This is a genomic window from Longimicrobium sp., from assembly GCF_035474595.1.
Taxonomy (GTDB): Bacteria; Gemmatimonadota; Gemmatimonadetes; order Longimicrobiales; family Longimicrobiaceae; genus Longimicrobium.
The window spans coordinates 1-12,747 of the sequence record NZ_DATIND010000066.1 but is presented as its reverse complement, the minus strand read 5'-3'; the positions used below and the strand labels follow the sequence as shown (position 1 = coordinate 12,747).

General features: G+C 71.4%; 11 protein-coding genes. 6 read left to right on the top strand and 5 right to left on the bottom strand.

The genetic code is table 11. The features are described from left to right. The first annotated feature begins 657 nt into the window (after positions 1–657). The gene (locus VLK66_RS11885) at positions 658–2,016 is read left to right on the top strand and encodes a surface-adhesin E family protein (protein WP_325309636.1); all 1,359 of its coding nucleotides are present in this window, start codon (positions 658–660) and stop codon (positions 2,014–2,016) included. Positions 2,017–2,240: 224 nt separating this feature from the next. Here the strand turns inward: VLK66_RS11885 and VLK66_RS11880 are convergent, their stop codons facing one another. The 3 genes from VLK66_RS11880 to VLK66_RS11870 are packed head-to-tail and all read right to left on the bottom strand — an operon-like array spanning position 2,241 to position 4,342. Then, entirely contained in the window at positions 2,241–3,476 is a 1,236-nt protein-coding gene (locus VLK66_RS11880; protein WP_325309635.1) for an alpha/beta fold hydrolase, read from the bottom strand. Between the two features lie 54 nt (positions 3,477–3,530). Next, entirely contained in the window at positions 3,531–4,025 is a 495-nt protein-coding gene (locus tag VLK66_RS11875) for a DUF2442 domain-containing protein (RefSeq protein ID WP_325309634.1), read from the bottom strand. Further along, positions 3,977–4,342, bottom strand: coding sequence for a hypothetical protein (locus tag VLK66_RS11870; protein WP_325309633.1), 366 nt, complete (start codon positions 4,340–4,342; stop codon positions 3,977–3,979). Before VLK66_RS11870 ends, VLK66_RS11875 begins: the two co-directional genes overlap by 49 nt. A gap of 192 nt (positions 4,343–4,534) precedes the next feature. Between VLK66_RS11870 and VLK66_RS11865 the strand changes: the two genes are divergently transcribed. Further along, complete coding sequence (locus VLK66_RS11865; protein ID WP_325309632.1) at positions 4,535–5,191, top strand: response regulator transcription factor; 657 nt, start codon at positions 4,535–4,537, stop codon at positions 5,189–5,191. A gap of 222 nt (positions 5,192–5,413) precedes the next feature. Here the strand turns inward: VLK66_RS11865 and VLK66_RS11860 are convergent, their stop codons facing one another. After that, positions 5,414–7,141, bottom strand: coding sequence for a bifunctional metallophosphatase/5'-nucleotidase (locus VLK66_RS11860; protein ID WP_325309631.1), 1,728 nt, complete (start codon positions 7,139–7,141; stop codon positions 5,414–5,416). A 591-nt stretch (positions 7,142–7,732) separates the two neighbouring features. Here VLK66_RS11860 and VLK66_RS11855 point away from each other — a divergent pair. From VLK66_RS11855 to VLK66_RS11845, 3 genes are all read left to right on the top strand, one after another. Then, positions 7,733–8,320, top strand: coding sequence for a DUF5683 domain-containing protein (locus tag VLK66_RS11855; RefSeq protein ID WP_325309630.1), 588 nt, complete (start codon positions 7,733–7,735; stop codon positions 8,318–8,320). After that, positions 8,321–9,136 (top strand): glutamate racemase, encoded by an 816-nt coding sequence (gene murI / locus VLK66_RS11850; RefSeq protein ID WP_325309629.1) that lies wholly within the window; start codon positions 8,321–8,323, stop codon positions 9,134–9,136. 422 nt (positions 9,137–9,558) lie between these two features. Further along, positions 9,559–10,254, top strand: a complete 696-nt coding sequence (locus VLK66_RS11845; RefSeq protein WP_325309628.1) for a hypothetical protein — start codon at positions 9,559–9,561, stop codon at positions 10,252–10,254. Positions 10,255–10,695: 441 nt separating this feature from the next. On the opposite strand, the gene rpsD is transcribed toward VLK66_RS11845, so the two are convergent. After that, positions 10,696–11,328, bottom strand: a complete 633-nt coding sequence (gene rpsD, locus VLK66_RS11840; protein ID WP_325309627.1) for a 30S ribosomal protein S4 — start codon at positions 11,326–11,328, stop codon at positions 10,696–10,698. 174 nt (positions 11,329–11,502) lie between these two features. Here rpsD and VLK66_RS11835 point away from each other — a divergent pair, with 174 nt between their 5' ends. Next, positions 11,503–12,489: an NAD(P)-dependent oxidoreductase gene (locus tag VLK66_RS11835; protein WP_325309626.1), complete on the top strand. Its 987-nt coding sequence runs from the start codon at positions 11,503–11,505 to the stop codon at positions 12,487–12,489. Positions 12,490–12,747: the final 258 nt, after the last annotated feature.

Here is a 12,747-nt window from a genome sequence, read left to right as displayed (position 1 = left end):
CCCCCCCCCGCCGCTGTTTCTCCCCCGGAATGGAATTCCGGGGCAACAAAAGCACAAAGTCCCTCCGGGACTGCGGCCTCCACATCCCCGCGTGGGGAAAGGCCGGGCGCGGCCGCTGATGGCGGCGGCCACGCCGAGGGTGGCTCGCCGCGCCGATGCCTGAAAGCAGTCCCGCAGGGACTTGGTGCTGTTGTTGCCCGCCAATTCATTTGCGGTGCGGCGCGGCCTCCACATCCCCGCGCGCGGAGAGGCCGGGCGCGGCCGCTGATGGCGGTGGCCGCGCCGAGGGTGGCTCGCCGCTCCGATGCACGAAAGCAGTCCCGCAGGGACTTGGTGCTGTTCTAGCCCGCCAATTCATTGGCGGTGCAGCGCAGCCTCCGCATCCCCGCGCGAGAGAGGCCGGGCGCGGCCGCTGATGCGGTGGCCGCGCCGGGGGTGGCTTGCCGCGCGATGCCTGAAAGCAGTCCCGGAGGGACTTGGTGCTGTTCTAGCCCGCCAATTCATTGGCGGTGCGCAGAAGGGCCGCGGAGGAACTTCCCCCGCAGCGCCGCTGTTTCGACCCACTGGCGGCGCGACCTGCCGGGCACGCCTGTTGCCGGTTTTCCGGGGCCGCCCCGGCCATGCCGACCACCCTCCCCTTCCGTGCGATCACCCGTCGTGCGCTACGCTGCAATCCTCTTCCTGCTCATCTCCGCCCCGGTGGCCGCGCAGCCGGCGCCCGGCGCACCACTGGCCGATCACGTCCGGTTCCTGGTCGGCTCGTCCGAGCGCGGCTTCCGGGACATCACCGGGGCCGACAGCCTGGGCCCGGGCGTCCGCTCCAGCACGTACCTCTTCCCGGAAGCCCGCACCGCGCGAGTCGAGACCTCGCCCGAGGGGGCCCGCTACGTCGCCGTGATGGCTCCGGAGCCCCCGGCGGCTCTCGACCGCCGCGCCGGGTCGCTGGTGACGCAGCTGTCCCGGGCACTGCCGGGGTTCACCCTGCTGAAGGACGACAGCACCGGGGAGGCGCGCTTCGTCGAGTGCCGGGCCGGGTCCGGAGGCACCACGATGTCGGTCGCGCCCGCAGGCACGGGCGCCGCCCGTTCGCTGGCCGTCTCCCTGCTGCGCCCGGTGGACCGGTGCCCGGAAAGCACCGGGCCCCAGCCCGTGCCGCTGAGCCTGCCGGACAGCCGGTGGACCCGCGTGGCGGTGTCCGAAGACCACGTCCACGCGGTGGATCTCGGGTCAGTCACGCTGGAGGGTCCGTACCGGCTGGCATGGGTGCGGGCCACGCCCCGCACCGGGAAGCCGTCGTACGAACACCAGTTCCTGCGGAACCGCTATTCCTGTCCCGAGCGGCGGTTCGAGACGATTTACGCGGGCAACGTGGCCGGGGGACGGGTGATCCAGGAGGCGGGCTCGGATGGAAGGTGGACGCAGCCGCCGGACGGGAGCGTCGGTGCCTCCACCGTGGCGGCGGTCTGCGCCACGGTGCTGGCGAGCGCATTCGGCGGCGCCGGCACGGCGCGGGACTTTCCGCCCGCCTGGACCCCCGGCTCGTCGCCTCCTATCCCCATCCCGCTCCCGCCGCTGGAGCCGGCTTCCCGCTTCGCTCCCGTCTATTCGACCCTTCTGGGAGAGCAGTACCTGCTCGATCCCCAGACCGTGCAGGCGGTGGATTCGCTGCGCTATGCGTGGGTCAAGATCGTATCCCGCCTCCCGCTGTTGATCGAGAACACCTCCTTCGACTACTCCCTGAACCATTTCGCCTTCGACTGCCGGCGCTCCCAGCTGCGGATGGGGCGCGTCGCGTACGTCCGGGCGGACAGCGTGGTGCTCGAGGGATACGGAGTGGACGAATGGAAGGAGATGCGGGGAAATCCCCTGATTCGGCGGGTGTGCCGTGCCCCAATACCGCCGCCGGCGAGCACCCGCCCATCGGGGACGGATGCTGAGCCGGTGACCGCCCCAGGCACCGCTCCACCCGTGGGAGGGGCATCCGAACCCGCGAACGGATCGAAGCGGAGGCGATGAGAGCGAGGGATAGATTCGGGAATGGACGACCAGGCGACAGCAGCCGGGACGGACAGCGGTAAACCCCTTGCAGGAAAGCGACTTGGCGTCGGGCGAGCTGAAGCCGCGACGCATCACTGCAGTTGAAGCCTCGCGCAGTCTGCGAGGCTGTCCGTAGTTGCTGCTGCGGCTTCAGCCGCCGGTGCCCCCGGCTGTCGCGAGTCGGCGGGACCACACGACGAGTCTCACGACCCCGGCGCATCCTCCATCTCCTTCGTCTCCACGATCACGCCTGCGGAGAGGGTGCGGTGGACGGGGCACTTGTCGGCAATCTCCAGCAGGCGCGCGTGCTGCTCGGCCGTAAGCTCGCCCTCGATGCGCACCTCGCGCTCGATGCGGTCCACGCGGGCCTCGCGCTCGGCGCAGTGCTGCTCGTCGATGCCGTGCACCTTGCCGTGCGTGAGCCGCACCGTCACCTCCTCCAGCGGCCACCCCTTCCGCTCCGCGTACGCCTTCAGCGTCATCCCCGTGCACGCCCCCAGCGCGCCGACCAGGAAGTCGTACGGCGACGGCGCCGCGTCCGCCCCGCCCACCGCGACCGGCTCGTCGCTGACCCATACGTGGCGCCCCGCGGCGATCTCGGTGCGGAACGCCGAGCCGCGCGTGACCGTCACCACGCGCCCGGCCTCGGCCAGCCCGGCGACCTCCACCTCCGGCGGCTGCGGCATCCACCGCGACGCCCACGCGGCGATGACGCGGCCGGCGTACTGCGCATCCTCGTGCCGCGTAAGCAGATGGTCGGCATCGTCGAGCGAGACGAAGCTCTTGGGGTGCCGCGCCGCCATCCAGATCTTGGTGGCGTTGTTGATCCCCACCTGCTCGTCGAGCGGCGAGTGGAGGACGAGCAGGGGGATGCGGAGCGCGTGGATCGTCTCCTCCATCCGCGCGCCCTTCAGGTCCTCCAGCAGCTCGCGGGTGACGCGGAAGGGGCGCCCGCCCAGCTGCACCGTGGCCTCGCCCGTCTCGGCGATGCGCTCCAGCGAGTCGCCGAAGAGCTTCGTCGCGTGCCAGGGGTCGAACGGCGCGGCGATGGTGGCCAGCGCCTTCAGCGACGCGATCGCCCCGGCCGCCGCGAGCGACGCCGTGCCGCCCAGCGAGTGGCCGACCAGCAGCTGCACGGGCAGCCCACGCGACTCCATGAACGCCGCCGCGGCGTGCAGGTCCTCCACGCAGGCGGAGAAGTGCGACTGCGCCAGCTCGCCCTCGCTCTCGCCCAGCCCGGTGAAGTCGAAGCGCAGCACCGCCAGCCGGTCGCGGGCCAGCGCGCGCGCCACCTGCACCACCGCGGTGAGCGTGCTGGCGCAGGTGAAGCAGTGCGCGATGATGGCGCCGCCCACCGCCTCGCCGTCGGGCGGCATCTCCAGGCGCCCGGCCAGCATCTGCCCCGTGCTGCCGGGGAACGTCACGGGAATGGTGTGCATGGGGCGCCGCGGGTGAGAGGATGGGGCGTGCACGGGAGATTCGATGCCGCGCGGTTACGCGGCCTTTCCACGTCGTCTCGCTGGAGATCTGACCGTGGATGATGCCGCGTCACCGGCTGCGGGCCGCGTGCGCGGGCGGCCGCCCTTCCTGCCGTTCTCGCGCGCGGCGCGGGCCTTGGCATCGGTGGAGACGCGGCCACCCGCGCGGGCCATTTCTCGACGCAGCTCGCGCATCCACGCCGCCGTGCCGAAGATGCCGGAGACGAGCGGCGCCACGCCCAGGTCCACGTCCAGCGCGTCCCAGCGGAGCGCCCGGCCGCCGGCCATCACCCCCACCTCCGCGAGTTGTCCCGGCGAAGCACCGCGCAGCCCCTGACCCAGCTCGGCGGGGAAGGCGAACGCGCATCCGTTCGCAAGCTCCATCACCACGCGCCCGGACTCCGCATCGTAGCGCGCGGAGACGGCGCGCGGCTCCACCCGGTCCGCCTCGCGTCCCCGCTTCAGCGCCGCGCGGAGCTCAGCATCGGTCGCAGCAGCATCAATCTCCATGAATCTCCCTCCATTTCCTCAGCAGTAGCTCCCGGTTGGCGCTCACGATCGCGATCGCCCGCCGCTGGTCCTTCGGCTTCACGTTTGTACGCCACGCGGACCCGCGGCGACGCGATCTCGATGATCGCCAGCCCCTCGGCGCGATAGACGTGCACGTGCGCCGGGATGTGGTCGTTGGGCCAGATGTGCACGTGGAAGCCGTCTTCATCAGTATCCTTACCATGTTTACCGAACAGGTTGGGTTTTGTAAAGAGCAGGGATGTATGGAATGCGCTGTTTGGCGATGAAAAGCTGGATGAAACCACCCGGTACGGCAACCGACGTTCGCGTCCGCCATGATGGCGCCGCTGGTGAGCGAAGCCGTGTACGGAGGCGGCCTTACACGCACAGTGGGCGGATGCCCGACCCGGGTGCCCCCGTTCTCCCGGCAGGCGACGCCCGCGCGGAGGAGCATCTTTCGTCCCGAATCCCGGGCGCGCACGCCCGCGCCGCATCAACAGGGGGGACCGATGTCAACGATCCGGGTGATCCTGGTGGACGACCACGCCGTCATGCGCGCCGGGCTGCGCGCGCTGCTGGCGTCCGAGCCGGACATGGAGGTGGTGGGCGAGGCGTCCACCGGCGAGGAAGGGGTAGAGCTGGCCGAGCGCCTGCGCCCGGAGGTGGCGGTGATGGACCTGGCGATGCCGGGGATCGGCGGGCTGGCGGCGACGCGGCAGATCACCGCGAAGGCGCTTCCGACCCGCGTGCTGGTGCTGACGCTGCACGGCGAGCACGAGTTCCTGCTGCCGCTGCTGGAGGCGGGCGGGAGCGGCTACGTGACCAAGGCCAGCGCCGACCGCGACCTGGTGGAGGGGATCCGCGTGGTGGCGCGCGGCGACGTGTACCTGGACCCCGGCGCCGCGCGGCTGCTGGTGAAGAACTTCCGCGAGCCGCACGACGCCGGCCGCGACCAGCCCATCGCGCGCCTCAGCGCGCGCGAGCGCGAGGTGCTGGGGCTGACGGCCGAGGGCTTCAGCAGCGCCGAGATCGGCGTGCGGCTGGGGATCAGCGGGAAGACGGTGGAGACGTACCGCGAGCGGCTGATGGACAAGCTGGGCCTGCACCACCGCAGCGAGCTGGTGCGCCTGGCATTGCGCGAGGGGCTGCTGACCGCAGCCGCGTGAGGCGCGAGAAAGTCGGCTGAAGCCGCATCAAAAACTGGGAAGCCTGCTGCGCAGGCTGGCATCGGCGCGAGCCCTCCTTCGGCGATGACCCGCATCTCGGTAGTTGCCGTTGAAGCCTCGCGCAGTTTGCGAGGCTTTCCGTCGTTGTTGATGCGGCTTCAGCCGCCTTCGATGCTGGTGATGAGGATCGGATCATCATCCCCATCCCCCAATCTTCCTTCCCTACTGCCCCGACGCGCGCTGTTCGGCGGCGGCTTTCTCGGCGAGGGCGGCGGGGACGATCTCCCAGTTCTTCCGGAAGACGTCGGCGGGGGCGAGGCGGCCGCGGCGCTGGATGTCGGCGATCAGCAGGTCGCGGATGGACTCGCCGCGGTCGTACACCACCGGCGCGCCGATCAGCATCGAGAAGCCGCCGCTTCCGCTCGCGCGGTAGTTGTTCAGCGCCAGGGTGAAGCTGTCGGCCGCCGCCACCGCGCGCCCGTTCCGCTCCAGGCGCACCACGCGCTGGCCGACGGGCCTGGTCAGGTCCAGCGCGTAATCCACCCCGCTCACCACGTCGAAGTTGTAGCCCGGCACGGCGGGGTTGGTCACCCGGTCGCACCGCGCGGCGGGACAGGGGAGATAGTATTCCGCGCTCTTCTCCAGGTACGCGCGGAGCTGCGCGCCGGAAACCCGCACCGCCTTCAGCGTGTTGTCGTAGATGTACAGCCCGGCGATGTCGGCGACGGTGACCGGCCCGCGCGGGATGCGCGACGACAGCGAGAACGCCGCGGTCGAGGCCAGGTCGGCGCCGGTGGCCCGCATCTGCGCGTCGTTGATCAGGTCCATGATGGGCGTGTCGCGCGTCCGCGACTGCTCCGACGACCACTCCTCGGCCGACGTGCCGATCTGCCGCCCCACGTAGGCGCGCGTCCGCTCGTGCGCCTGCGCGAGCGCCGCCTCCAGCCGCGCGTCCGTGCGCCCGTCGACGGGGCGCAGGATCTCGCCGTGTTTCGAGGAGATGCGCCAATGTCCATCCACGCCCGTCTCCAGCCGCAGGGTCGCGACCGCGAGCGAGGCGCCCCAGTTCTTCGCCTGCTGGACCAGCACGCCGTTGATGGTGGTATCCGCCACCTCGCGGTGCGTGTGCCCCATGAAGATCACGTCGATGCCGGGGATCTCGCGCGCCATCGCGGCAGCGGCGTTCTCGACGGGGACGTGGGTGGATGCGGTGTCGTAGCTCGACCCCTCCAGCCCGCTGTGCGCGGCGACGACGACCAGGTCCGCGCCCTCCGCCCGCATCCGCGCGACGATGGGGCGCACGCTGGCCACGATGTCACGGAAGTCCAGCCGCCCGCGCACGTTGTCGCGGTCCCAGATGGCCACGCCCGGCGGCGTCACGGCGGTGATGCCGATCTTCACCCGCCGCCCGCCTACGGTGCGCTCCACGAAGGTCCAGGGGCGGAACGCGTGCTCCTCCGTCCCCGCGCGGAAGGTGTTGGCCGAGATCCACGGAAAGCGCGACTGGGAGACGGCGGCCTCCAGGTGCGGCACGCCGTAGTTGAACTCGTGGTTGCCGATGGCGGCCGCGTCGTAGCCCACCAGGTTCATCGCGGCGACGATGGGATGCGTCTCGCCCGGCCGCAGGCGCGAGTAGACGAAATCGAGCGGGTTCCCCTGCAGCAGGTCGCCGGACTCGACCAGCACGGTGCGGCCGGGGTTGGCCGCGCGCACGCTGTCGATCATGGGAACGAGCGAGGCCAGGCCGTTGTTGGTGCGCTTTCCCGTGTAGTAGTCGTACGGCAGCACCCAGCCGTGCAGGTCGGTGGTCCCCATCAGCACCAGCGTCCCGCCCGCCTGTGCATCTGCCGCCGAACCCGCAGCCGCGCCGGCCGGAGGAGCCGGTACCGCTGTCGCGCATCCGCCGGGCAGCAGCAGGGGGAGCGCGAGGAGGCTCGCGCGCAGCTTCATCGTCATCATCCGCAGAATCATTGGGTTGAAGGGCCGCGCCTGTTACCCGCCTCGCGCGGGGATGCTCCGGAGGATAAAGATCCCGACGGCGACCAGAGGTTGGAGCGCGATCAGGATTGAGAGCGAAGTTTAGATAGGTAGATAGATAGATAGATAGATAGATGCGCGAAAATGCGACTGAAGTCGCGGCTACAACGGCACGCAGTCCGCCTTCGCGGACTTCCCCGGTGCAAGTCGAGTTCAGCGCCAAAATCATGCATCGCGCCCTCCGGCACGCCGGAATGTCCCTGCGGAGAATCGCGGCAGGGCGCGCCGACACCCCACCCTCGCCCGGTACGGGAGAGGGCGAGCGCTCTAAGGCGCGGGGAGAGGGCCCGTCGGCGAGCGCCACCGCTCGATCAGCACGAATGCCGCGCGGCTCGACGATCCCAACGCACTCCCGCACTCCCGCACTCCCGCACTCCCGCACTCCCGCACTCCTCACGGGCACGCCTTTGCGCCTTCCGCGGTAAAGGGCTTAGCTTTCGCGTCGTCCGGACCGCCGCTTGCAGCAGCGGACCGCGAACCTCTAGCCCCAACCGTTGCCGAGAGATGATCCAGCTTCCGTGGCGCCGCCTGGCCGCCGTGCTCGTGCCGCTCGCGCTGGCGGCGTACGCCCGTCCGGCGCGCGCGCAGGTCACGGACTCGCTGCGGCTGGAGGAGCGGCAGCGCCAGCCGATGGTGCCCGACACCGCGCGCGCCTCGCGCCGCCGCGCCGCCGCGGCCGACACCACGGGCCAGCGCTACCGCATCTCGCCGAAATCGGCGTTCCTGCGCTCGCTGGTGCTTCCCGGCTGGGGGCAGTCGTCCATCGGCGCGCCGGGGCGCGGCGCGGTGTACTTCGCGCTCGAGGCCGGCAGCCTGTGGATGGTCTACAAGTCCAACCAGAAGCTGCAGGAGGCCAAGGAGCTGCAGACCGCCCGCCGCGAGCAGGGGCTGCTGGAGCCCGACCGCGTGCTCCCGCTGGTGCGCGCCCGCCGCAACGAGCGCGAGGACTGGATCACCCTGTCGGTGTTCTGGTTCTTCTTCTCGGGCGCCGACGCCTTCGTGGCCGCGCACCTGCGCGACTTCGACGCGCACGTGGGCGCCGCGCCCAACGGCGGCGCGCAGCTGCGGGTCAACGTGCCGCTGGGGAACTGAATGTCGGGACCGGTCGGCATCTTCGACAGCGGCATCGGCGGGCTCAGCGTGGCCCGCGAGATCCGCCAGCTGCTCCCCGCCGAGCACCTGCTGTACGTGGCCGACAGCGCGTTCGTCCCCTACGGCGACCGCACCGTGGACGAGGTCCGCGCGCGCACCCTGGCCGCGGGGCGGTGGCTGCAGGCGCAGGGCGCGCGCATCCTGGTCGTCGCCTGCAACACCGCCTCCGGCGCCGCGCTGGAGCTGCTCCGCGAGCGCCTGTCCATCCCCGTTGTCGGCCTGGAGCCGGCGGTGAAGCCCGCGGTGGCCGCGTCGCGCAACGGGCGCGTGGGGGTGATGGCGACGGTGGGCACGCTGCGCTCCGAGCGCTACGCGCGGCTGGTGGCGAACTACGCCAACGGCTCGCAGGTCATCTCCCAGCCCTGCCCGGGGCTGGCCGACCTGATCGAGGACGGGCACCTGGACGACGAGGTGCTACACGCGCGGATGGCCGAGTACGCCGCCCCGCTGAAGGAGGCGGGCGTCGACACGGTGGTCCTGGGCTGCACGCACTACCCGTTCGTGCGCGAGCAGATCGCCGCGGCGCTGGGGCCGGACGTGCGGATCGTGGAGAGCGGCCCCGCCATCGCCCGGCAGACGGAGCGCGTGCTGCGCGAGGCGGGCGAGCTGGAGCCGGGCGGCGCCGGTTCCCTGCGCATCCTCACCACCGGCGACCCGGCCGAGGTCGGCGCCGTGGCCGCGCGCATCTGGGGCGAGCCGCTCCCCGTCCAGCACCTGGACCTCGTCCACGAGCCGGCCATCTCCGAGGTACGCTGATCCGGCGCCGACTCCGGCTTCCGCATCCTCCGGCGTGAGGACGCGCCGATCCCTTCCCCGCACCGCAATGAAGTCCGCGAAGGCGGACTGCGTGCCGTTGTAGCCGCCACTTCAGTGGCATTTTTCTCCACGACGACATCGCCCCCTCCCCCCGCCTGATCATCTCCCGACAAGAGTGTTGACACGTCGGACGCCGCGGATTATCCTGCCGCGTCGCCCGATGCACTCCGTTCAATCTTGTCCAGAAATTCCAGCCATGCGAATCCGGATCCATCTCCTCCAGCCCGGCGGAGCAGGAGGAGCGGGACGGTAGATGAGGGGAAGACGGGAGCGGTTCCGAGCCCGGCTTCCCCATCTGCAAGCCCGTAATCTGCCTTAACGTGCAGCACGACCTCACATCACCCTTCAGCCATGTGAAGCCGATGCGCGCCACCCTTCGTCCCGAGTCGGTCGCCGACCCCATCACCACGCCGCACCGCTACCGCGAGGTGCGCCCGGGAATCGACGGCTTCCGCCTGGTCTCCGCCACGCTCACGGTCACGCTTCTCCCCGAGCCGAACCGCGCGCGCTACGAGTACGAGTGCCACCTGGAGACGCTGGGCGGCGTGCCCGCCCGCTACTGGTGCTATCACCTTCCCGCCGACGCGGACGAGCTGGCCGACCTGCGCGCGTGGGATGCGCGCGGCAAGCTCTCGGCGCGCTTCCTGGCCGCCGAGGCGCCGGGAACGCGCATCGAGGTGCGCCTGCGCCAGCCCGTGCGCACCGGCGAGCGCTACACCTTCACCTTCGGCTACGAGGCGGTGATCGAATCGGTCGTCGCCGCGGAAGGGCGCGTCCGCACCGTGACCTACGCGGACTGGATCATCTTCAACATCCCGTGTGCCCTGCTGCACGTGCACGTGGACCTGCCGCCCGGCGCCGCGTTCGTGGCCGCCGTGCCGCGCTGCGTGGTGTCGGCGGCGGGGCGCGTGACCTGGCGCGTCCGCGCGCTGCGGCCGCTGGAGATGGTGGCGATGACGGTGGCCTACCGCGCGGAGGCCCGCGAGCGGCGCCGGCTGTTCTGGCAGCTGAGCCGGATGTGGAGGGGAGCGGGAGATGGGGATCGGGATGAGCGGTAGATGGAGAGGGAGAGATGGAGATGGAGATGGAGATGGAGATGGAGATGGAGATGGAGATGGGAGCGGGGTAGATCGAGATCGCGCGTTGGGGAAAAATTCCGTGGGCGAAAAATGCCACTGAAGTGGCGGCTACAACGGCACGCAGTCCGCCTTCGCGCCGCCTTCGCGGACTCACATCGGCGATGGTTCGAGTGCGGCGCGATTTAGCCGGCACCGAGGCGCTCGCGGAGAGAGCCTCCCCGTGAGCCGAAGCCAGGCCGGCGCGGAGTTCTCCCCCTCCCCCGCGGAGCGGGCGGAGGGGGCCGGGGGGTGGAGGCCAGGTGCGGCCGCGCAGAAGCCTCTTGTTCGCACGGAAATTTGGGCGATGAGGAAACGCGGAAGTGCGCCGGAGCCGGTGTTGCCACCGGAACCAGCGCACTCACGCACTTCCGCACTTCCGCACTATCTGGCGTAGAACTCGACCACCGCGGCGTCGTCGACGATGAGCGGGACATCGCTCCGCATCGGGAGCGAGATCATGCGGCCGCCGAGCTTGTCGGTGGGGTCGATGGCCAGGTAGCCGGGGAGGCGCACCTGCGGGCCGTGCTCCACCGAGCTCGCCACCTCGACCATCTTCCTGGCGCGGTCGGAGACGGAGATGTGCTGGCCCACGTTCACCAGGAACGCGGGGCGGTCCACGCGGCGGCCATCCACGCGGATGTGGCCGTGCGCCACCAGCTGCCGCGCGGCGGGGATGGTGGCGGCCAGCCCCAGCCGGAACACCACGTTGTCCAGCCGCCGCTCCAGCAGCGCCAGCAGCGCCTCGCCGGTCTTGCCGCCCTGCTTGTTGGCCATCGCCATGTAGTTGCGCATCTGCCGCTCGCTGATGCCGTAGTTCAGCCGCAGCTTCTGCTTTTCCAGCAGCTGGCGGCCGTACTCGCTCTGCTTGCGGCGCCCGCGCCCGCTGCCGCCGCCGGTGGGCCCGTGCTGCCCCGGCGGATACGGCTTCTTCTCGGCGTTCTTGCGCGTCAGGCCGGGGAGCGGCGTCCCCAGTCGGCGGATTGCCTTCAGGCGCGGCCCTCGCTTCGCCACCATCTCCAGTCCTCCGTTCCGGTTCGTTCGTCCTGCGGCCGCGCGTCATCCTGCAAACCGTGCTCCCGCGGGGCACCATCGCCCGCGGCGCGCGCCGAATCCCCATCTCCCATCTTCCGAGGTTGACGCGAGACCGGGCGGAAGTGGCCGCAATGCTTGCACGGGGGTAGAGATGCCATGAAACTTGTCGTGGGGCGATGGATCACGCGCACCGCAGGGGCGATGGACATCTTCGTGACGGGCGCCACCGGCGTGCTGGGGCGGCCCGTGGTGCGGCTGCTGAAGGCGGCGGGGTACCGCGTGCGGGCGCTCTCCCGGTCGGCATCGAACGACGCGATGCTGCGGCGGATGGGCGCCGAGCCCGCGCGCGGCACCCTGTTCGACGCGGCGGCGCTCGGCCCCGCCATGGCCGGCACCACGGCGGTGCTGCACCTGGCCACGCGCATCCCGCCGCGGAGCCGGTCGCGCGCGCCCGGCGCCTGGGCCGAGAACGACCGCATCCGCACCGAGGGCACGCGCGCGCTGGTGGACGCGGCGCTCGCGGGCGGCGTGGAGACGCTCCTCTACCCCGGCGTCTGCTTCGTGTACGCCGACGGCGGCGGCGCGTGGATCGACGCCCAGACGGGCGAGATCGAGGCGGGGCCGCTCCTGGCCTCCACCCTCGCGGCCGAGGCGGAGGTGCGGCGGTTCGCGGCGGCGGGGCGGCGCGGGATCGTGCTGCGGATGGGATACTTCTACGCGCCCGAGGCCGAGTCCACGCTCGACACGCTGGCGCTGGCCCGCCGCGGCGCGGCCATCCTCGCGGGGCCGGGCGACGCGTTCTATCCGTCGATCTGGGTGGACGACGCGGCCGCGGCGGTGTTGGCCGCGCTGCGCGCCGCGCCGGCCGGGGTGTACGACGTGGTGGACGACGAGCCGCTGACCCGCCGCGAACTGGCGCGCACGGTGGCCGAGGCGGCGGGGCGGCCCTTCGTCGTCCGCCCGCCGGTGTGGCTGCTGAAGCTGGCCGGCGGGCGCGAGGCGGGGTTCCTGGCGCGCAGCCAGCGCGTGTCCAACGCGCGCTTCCGCGCCGCCACCGGCTGGGCGCCGGCGGTCCGCGACGCGCGCGAGGGGTGGCAGCGCGTCTCCGACGCCCTCCGCCAGCCGCAGCCCATGGGCGAGTGAAGGGGGGATCACCCGGAGAAGCAGAGAGCAGAGTGAGTCGGAGAGGTACCGGTCCTGACCGAGACAAGACGCCATCCTGAGTCGAACACCGCGCTTCGCGCGACCACGATGGATGAAAGGGGGAGGCGTCCTCCAGAGCGGAACCGGCTGCCGAGCCGAACAGCCTCGCGCAGTTTGCGAGGCTTCCCGTAGTTGTTGCTGCGACTTTAGTCGCCGGTGACCGGCTGCACGCGGAACTTTCCATTCAGGCCGGCCACG

Coding starts and splice junctions, on each gene's coding strand:
- VLK66_RS11880 (WP_325309635.1), bottom strand. CDS start 3,476: ATGCACACCATTCCCGTGACGTTCCCCGGCAGCACGGGGCAGATGCTG.
- VLK66_RS11875 (WP_325309634.1), bottom strand. CDS start 4,025: ATGGAGATTGATGCTGCTGCGACCGATGCTGAGCTCCGCGCGGCGCTG.
- VLK66_RS11865 (WP_325309632.1), top strand. CDS start 4,535: ATGTCAACGATCCGGGTGATCCTGGTGGACGACCACGCCGTCATGCGC.
- VLK66_RS11860 (WP_325309631.1), bottom strand. CDS start 7,141: ATGAAGCTGCGCGCGAGCCTCCTCGCGCTCCCCCTGCTGCTGCCCGGC.
- VLK66_RS11855 (WP_325309630.1), top strand. CDS start 7,733: ATGATCCAGCTTCCGTGGCGCCGCCTGGCCGCCGTGCTCGTGCCGCTC.
- murI (WP_325309629.1), top strand. CDS start 8,321: ATGTCGGGACCGGTCGGCATCTTCGACAGCGGCATCGGCGGGCTCAGC.
- VLK66_RS11845 (WP_325309628.1), top strand. CDS start 9,559: ATGCGCGCCACCCTTCGTCCCGAGTCGGTCGCCGACCCCATCACCACG.
- rpsD (WP_325309627.1), bottom strand. CDS start 11,328: ATGGTGGCGAAGCGAGGGCCGCGCCTGAAGGCAATCCGCCGACTGGGG.
- VLK66_RS11835 (WP_325309626.1), top strand. CDS start 11,503: ATGAAACTTGTCGTGGGGCGATGGATCACGCGCACCGCAGGGGCGATG.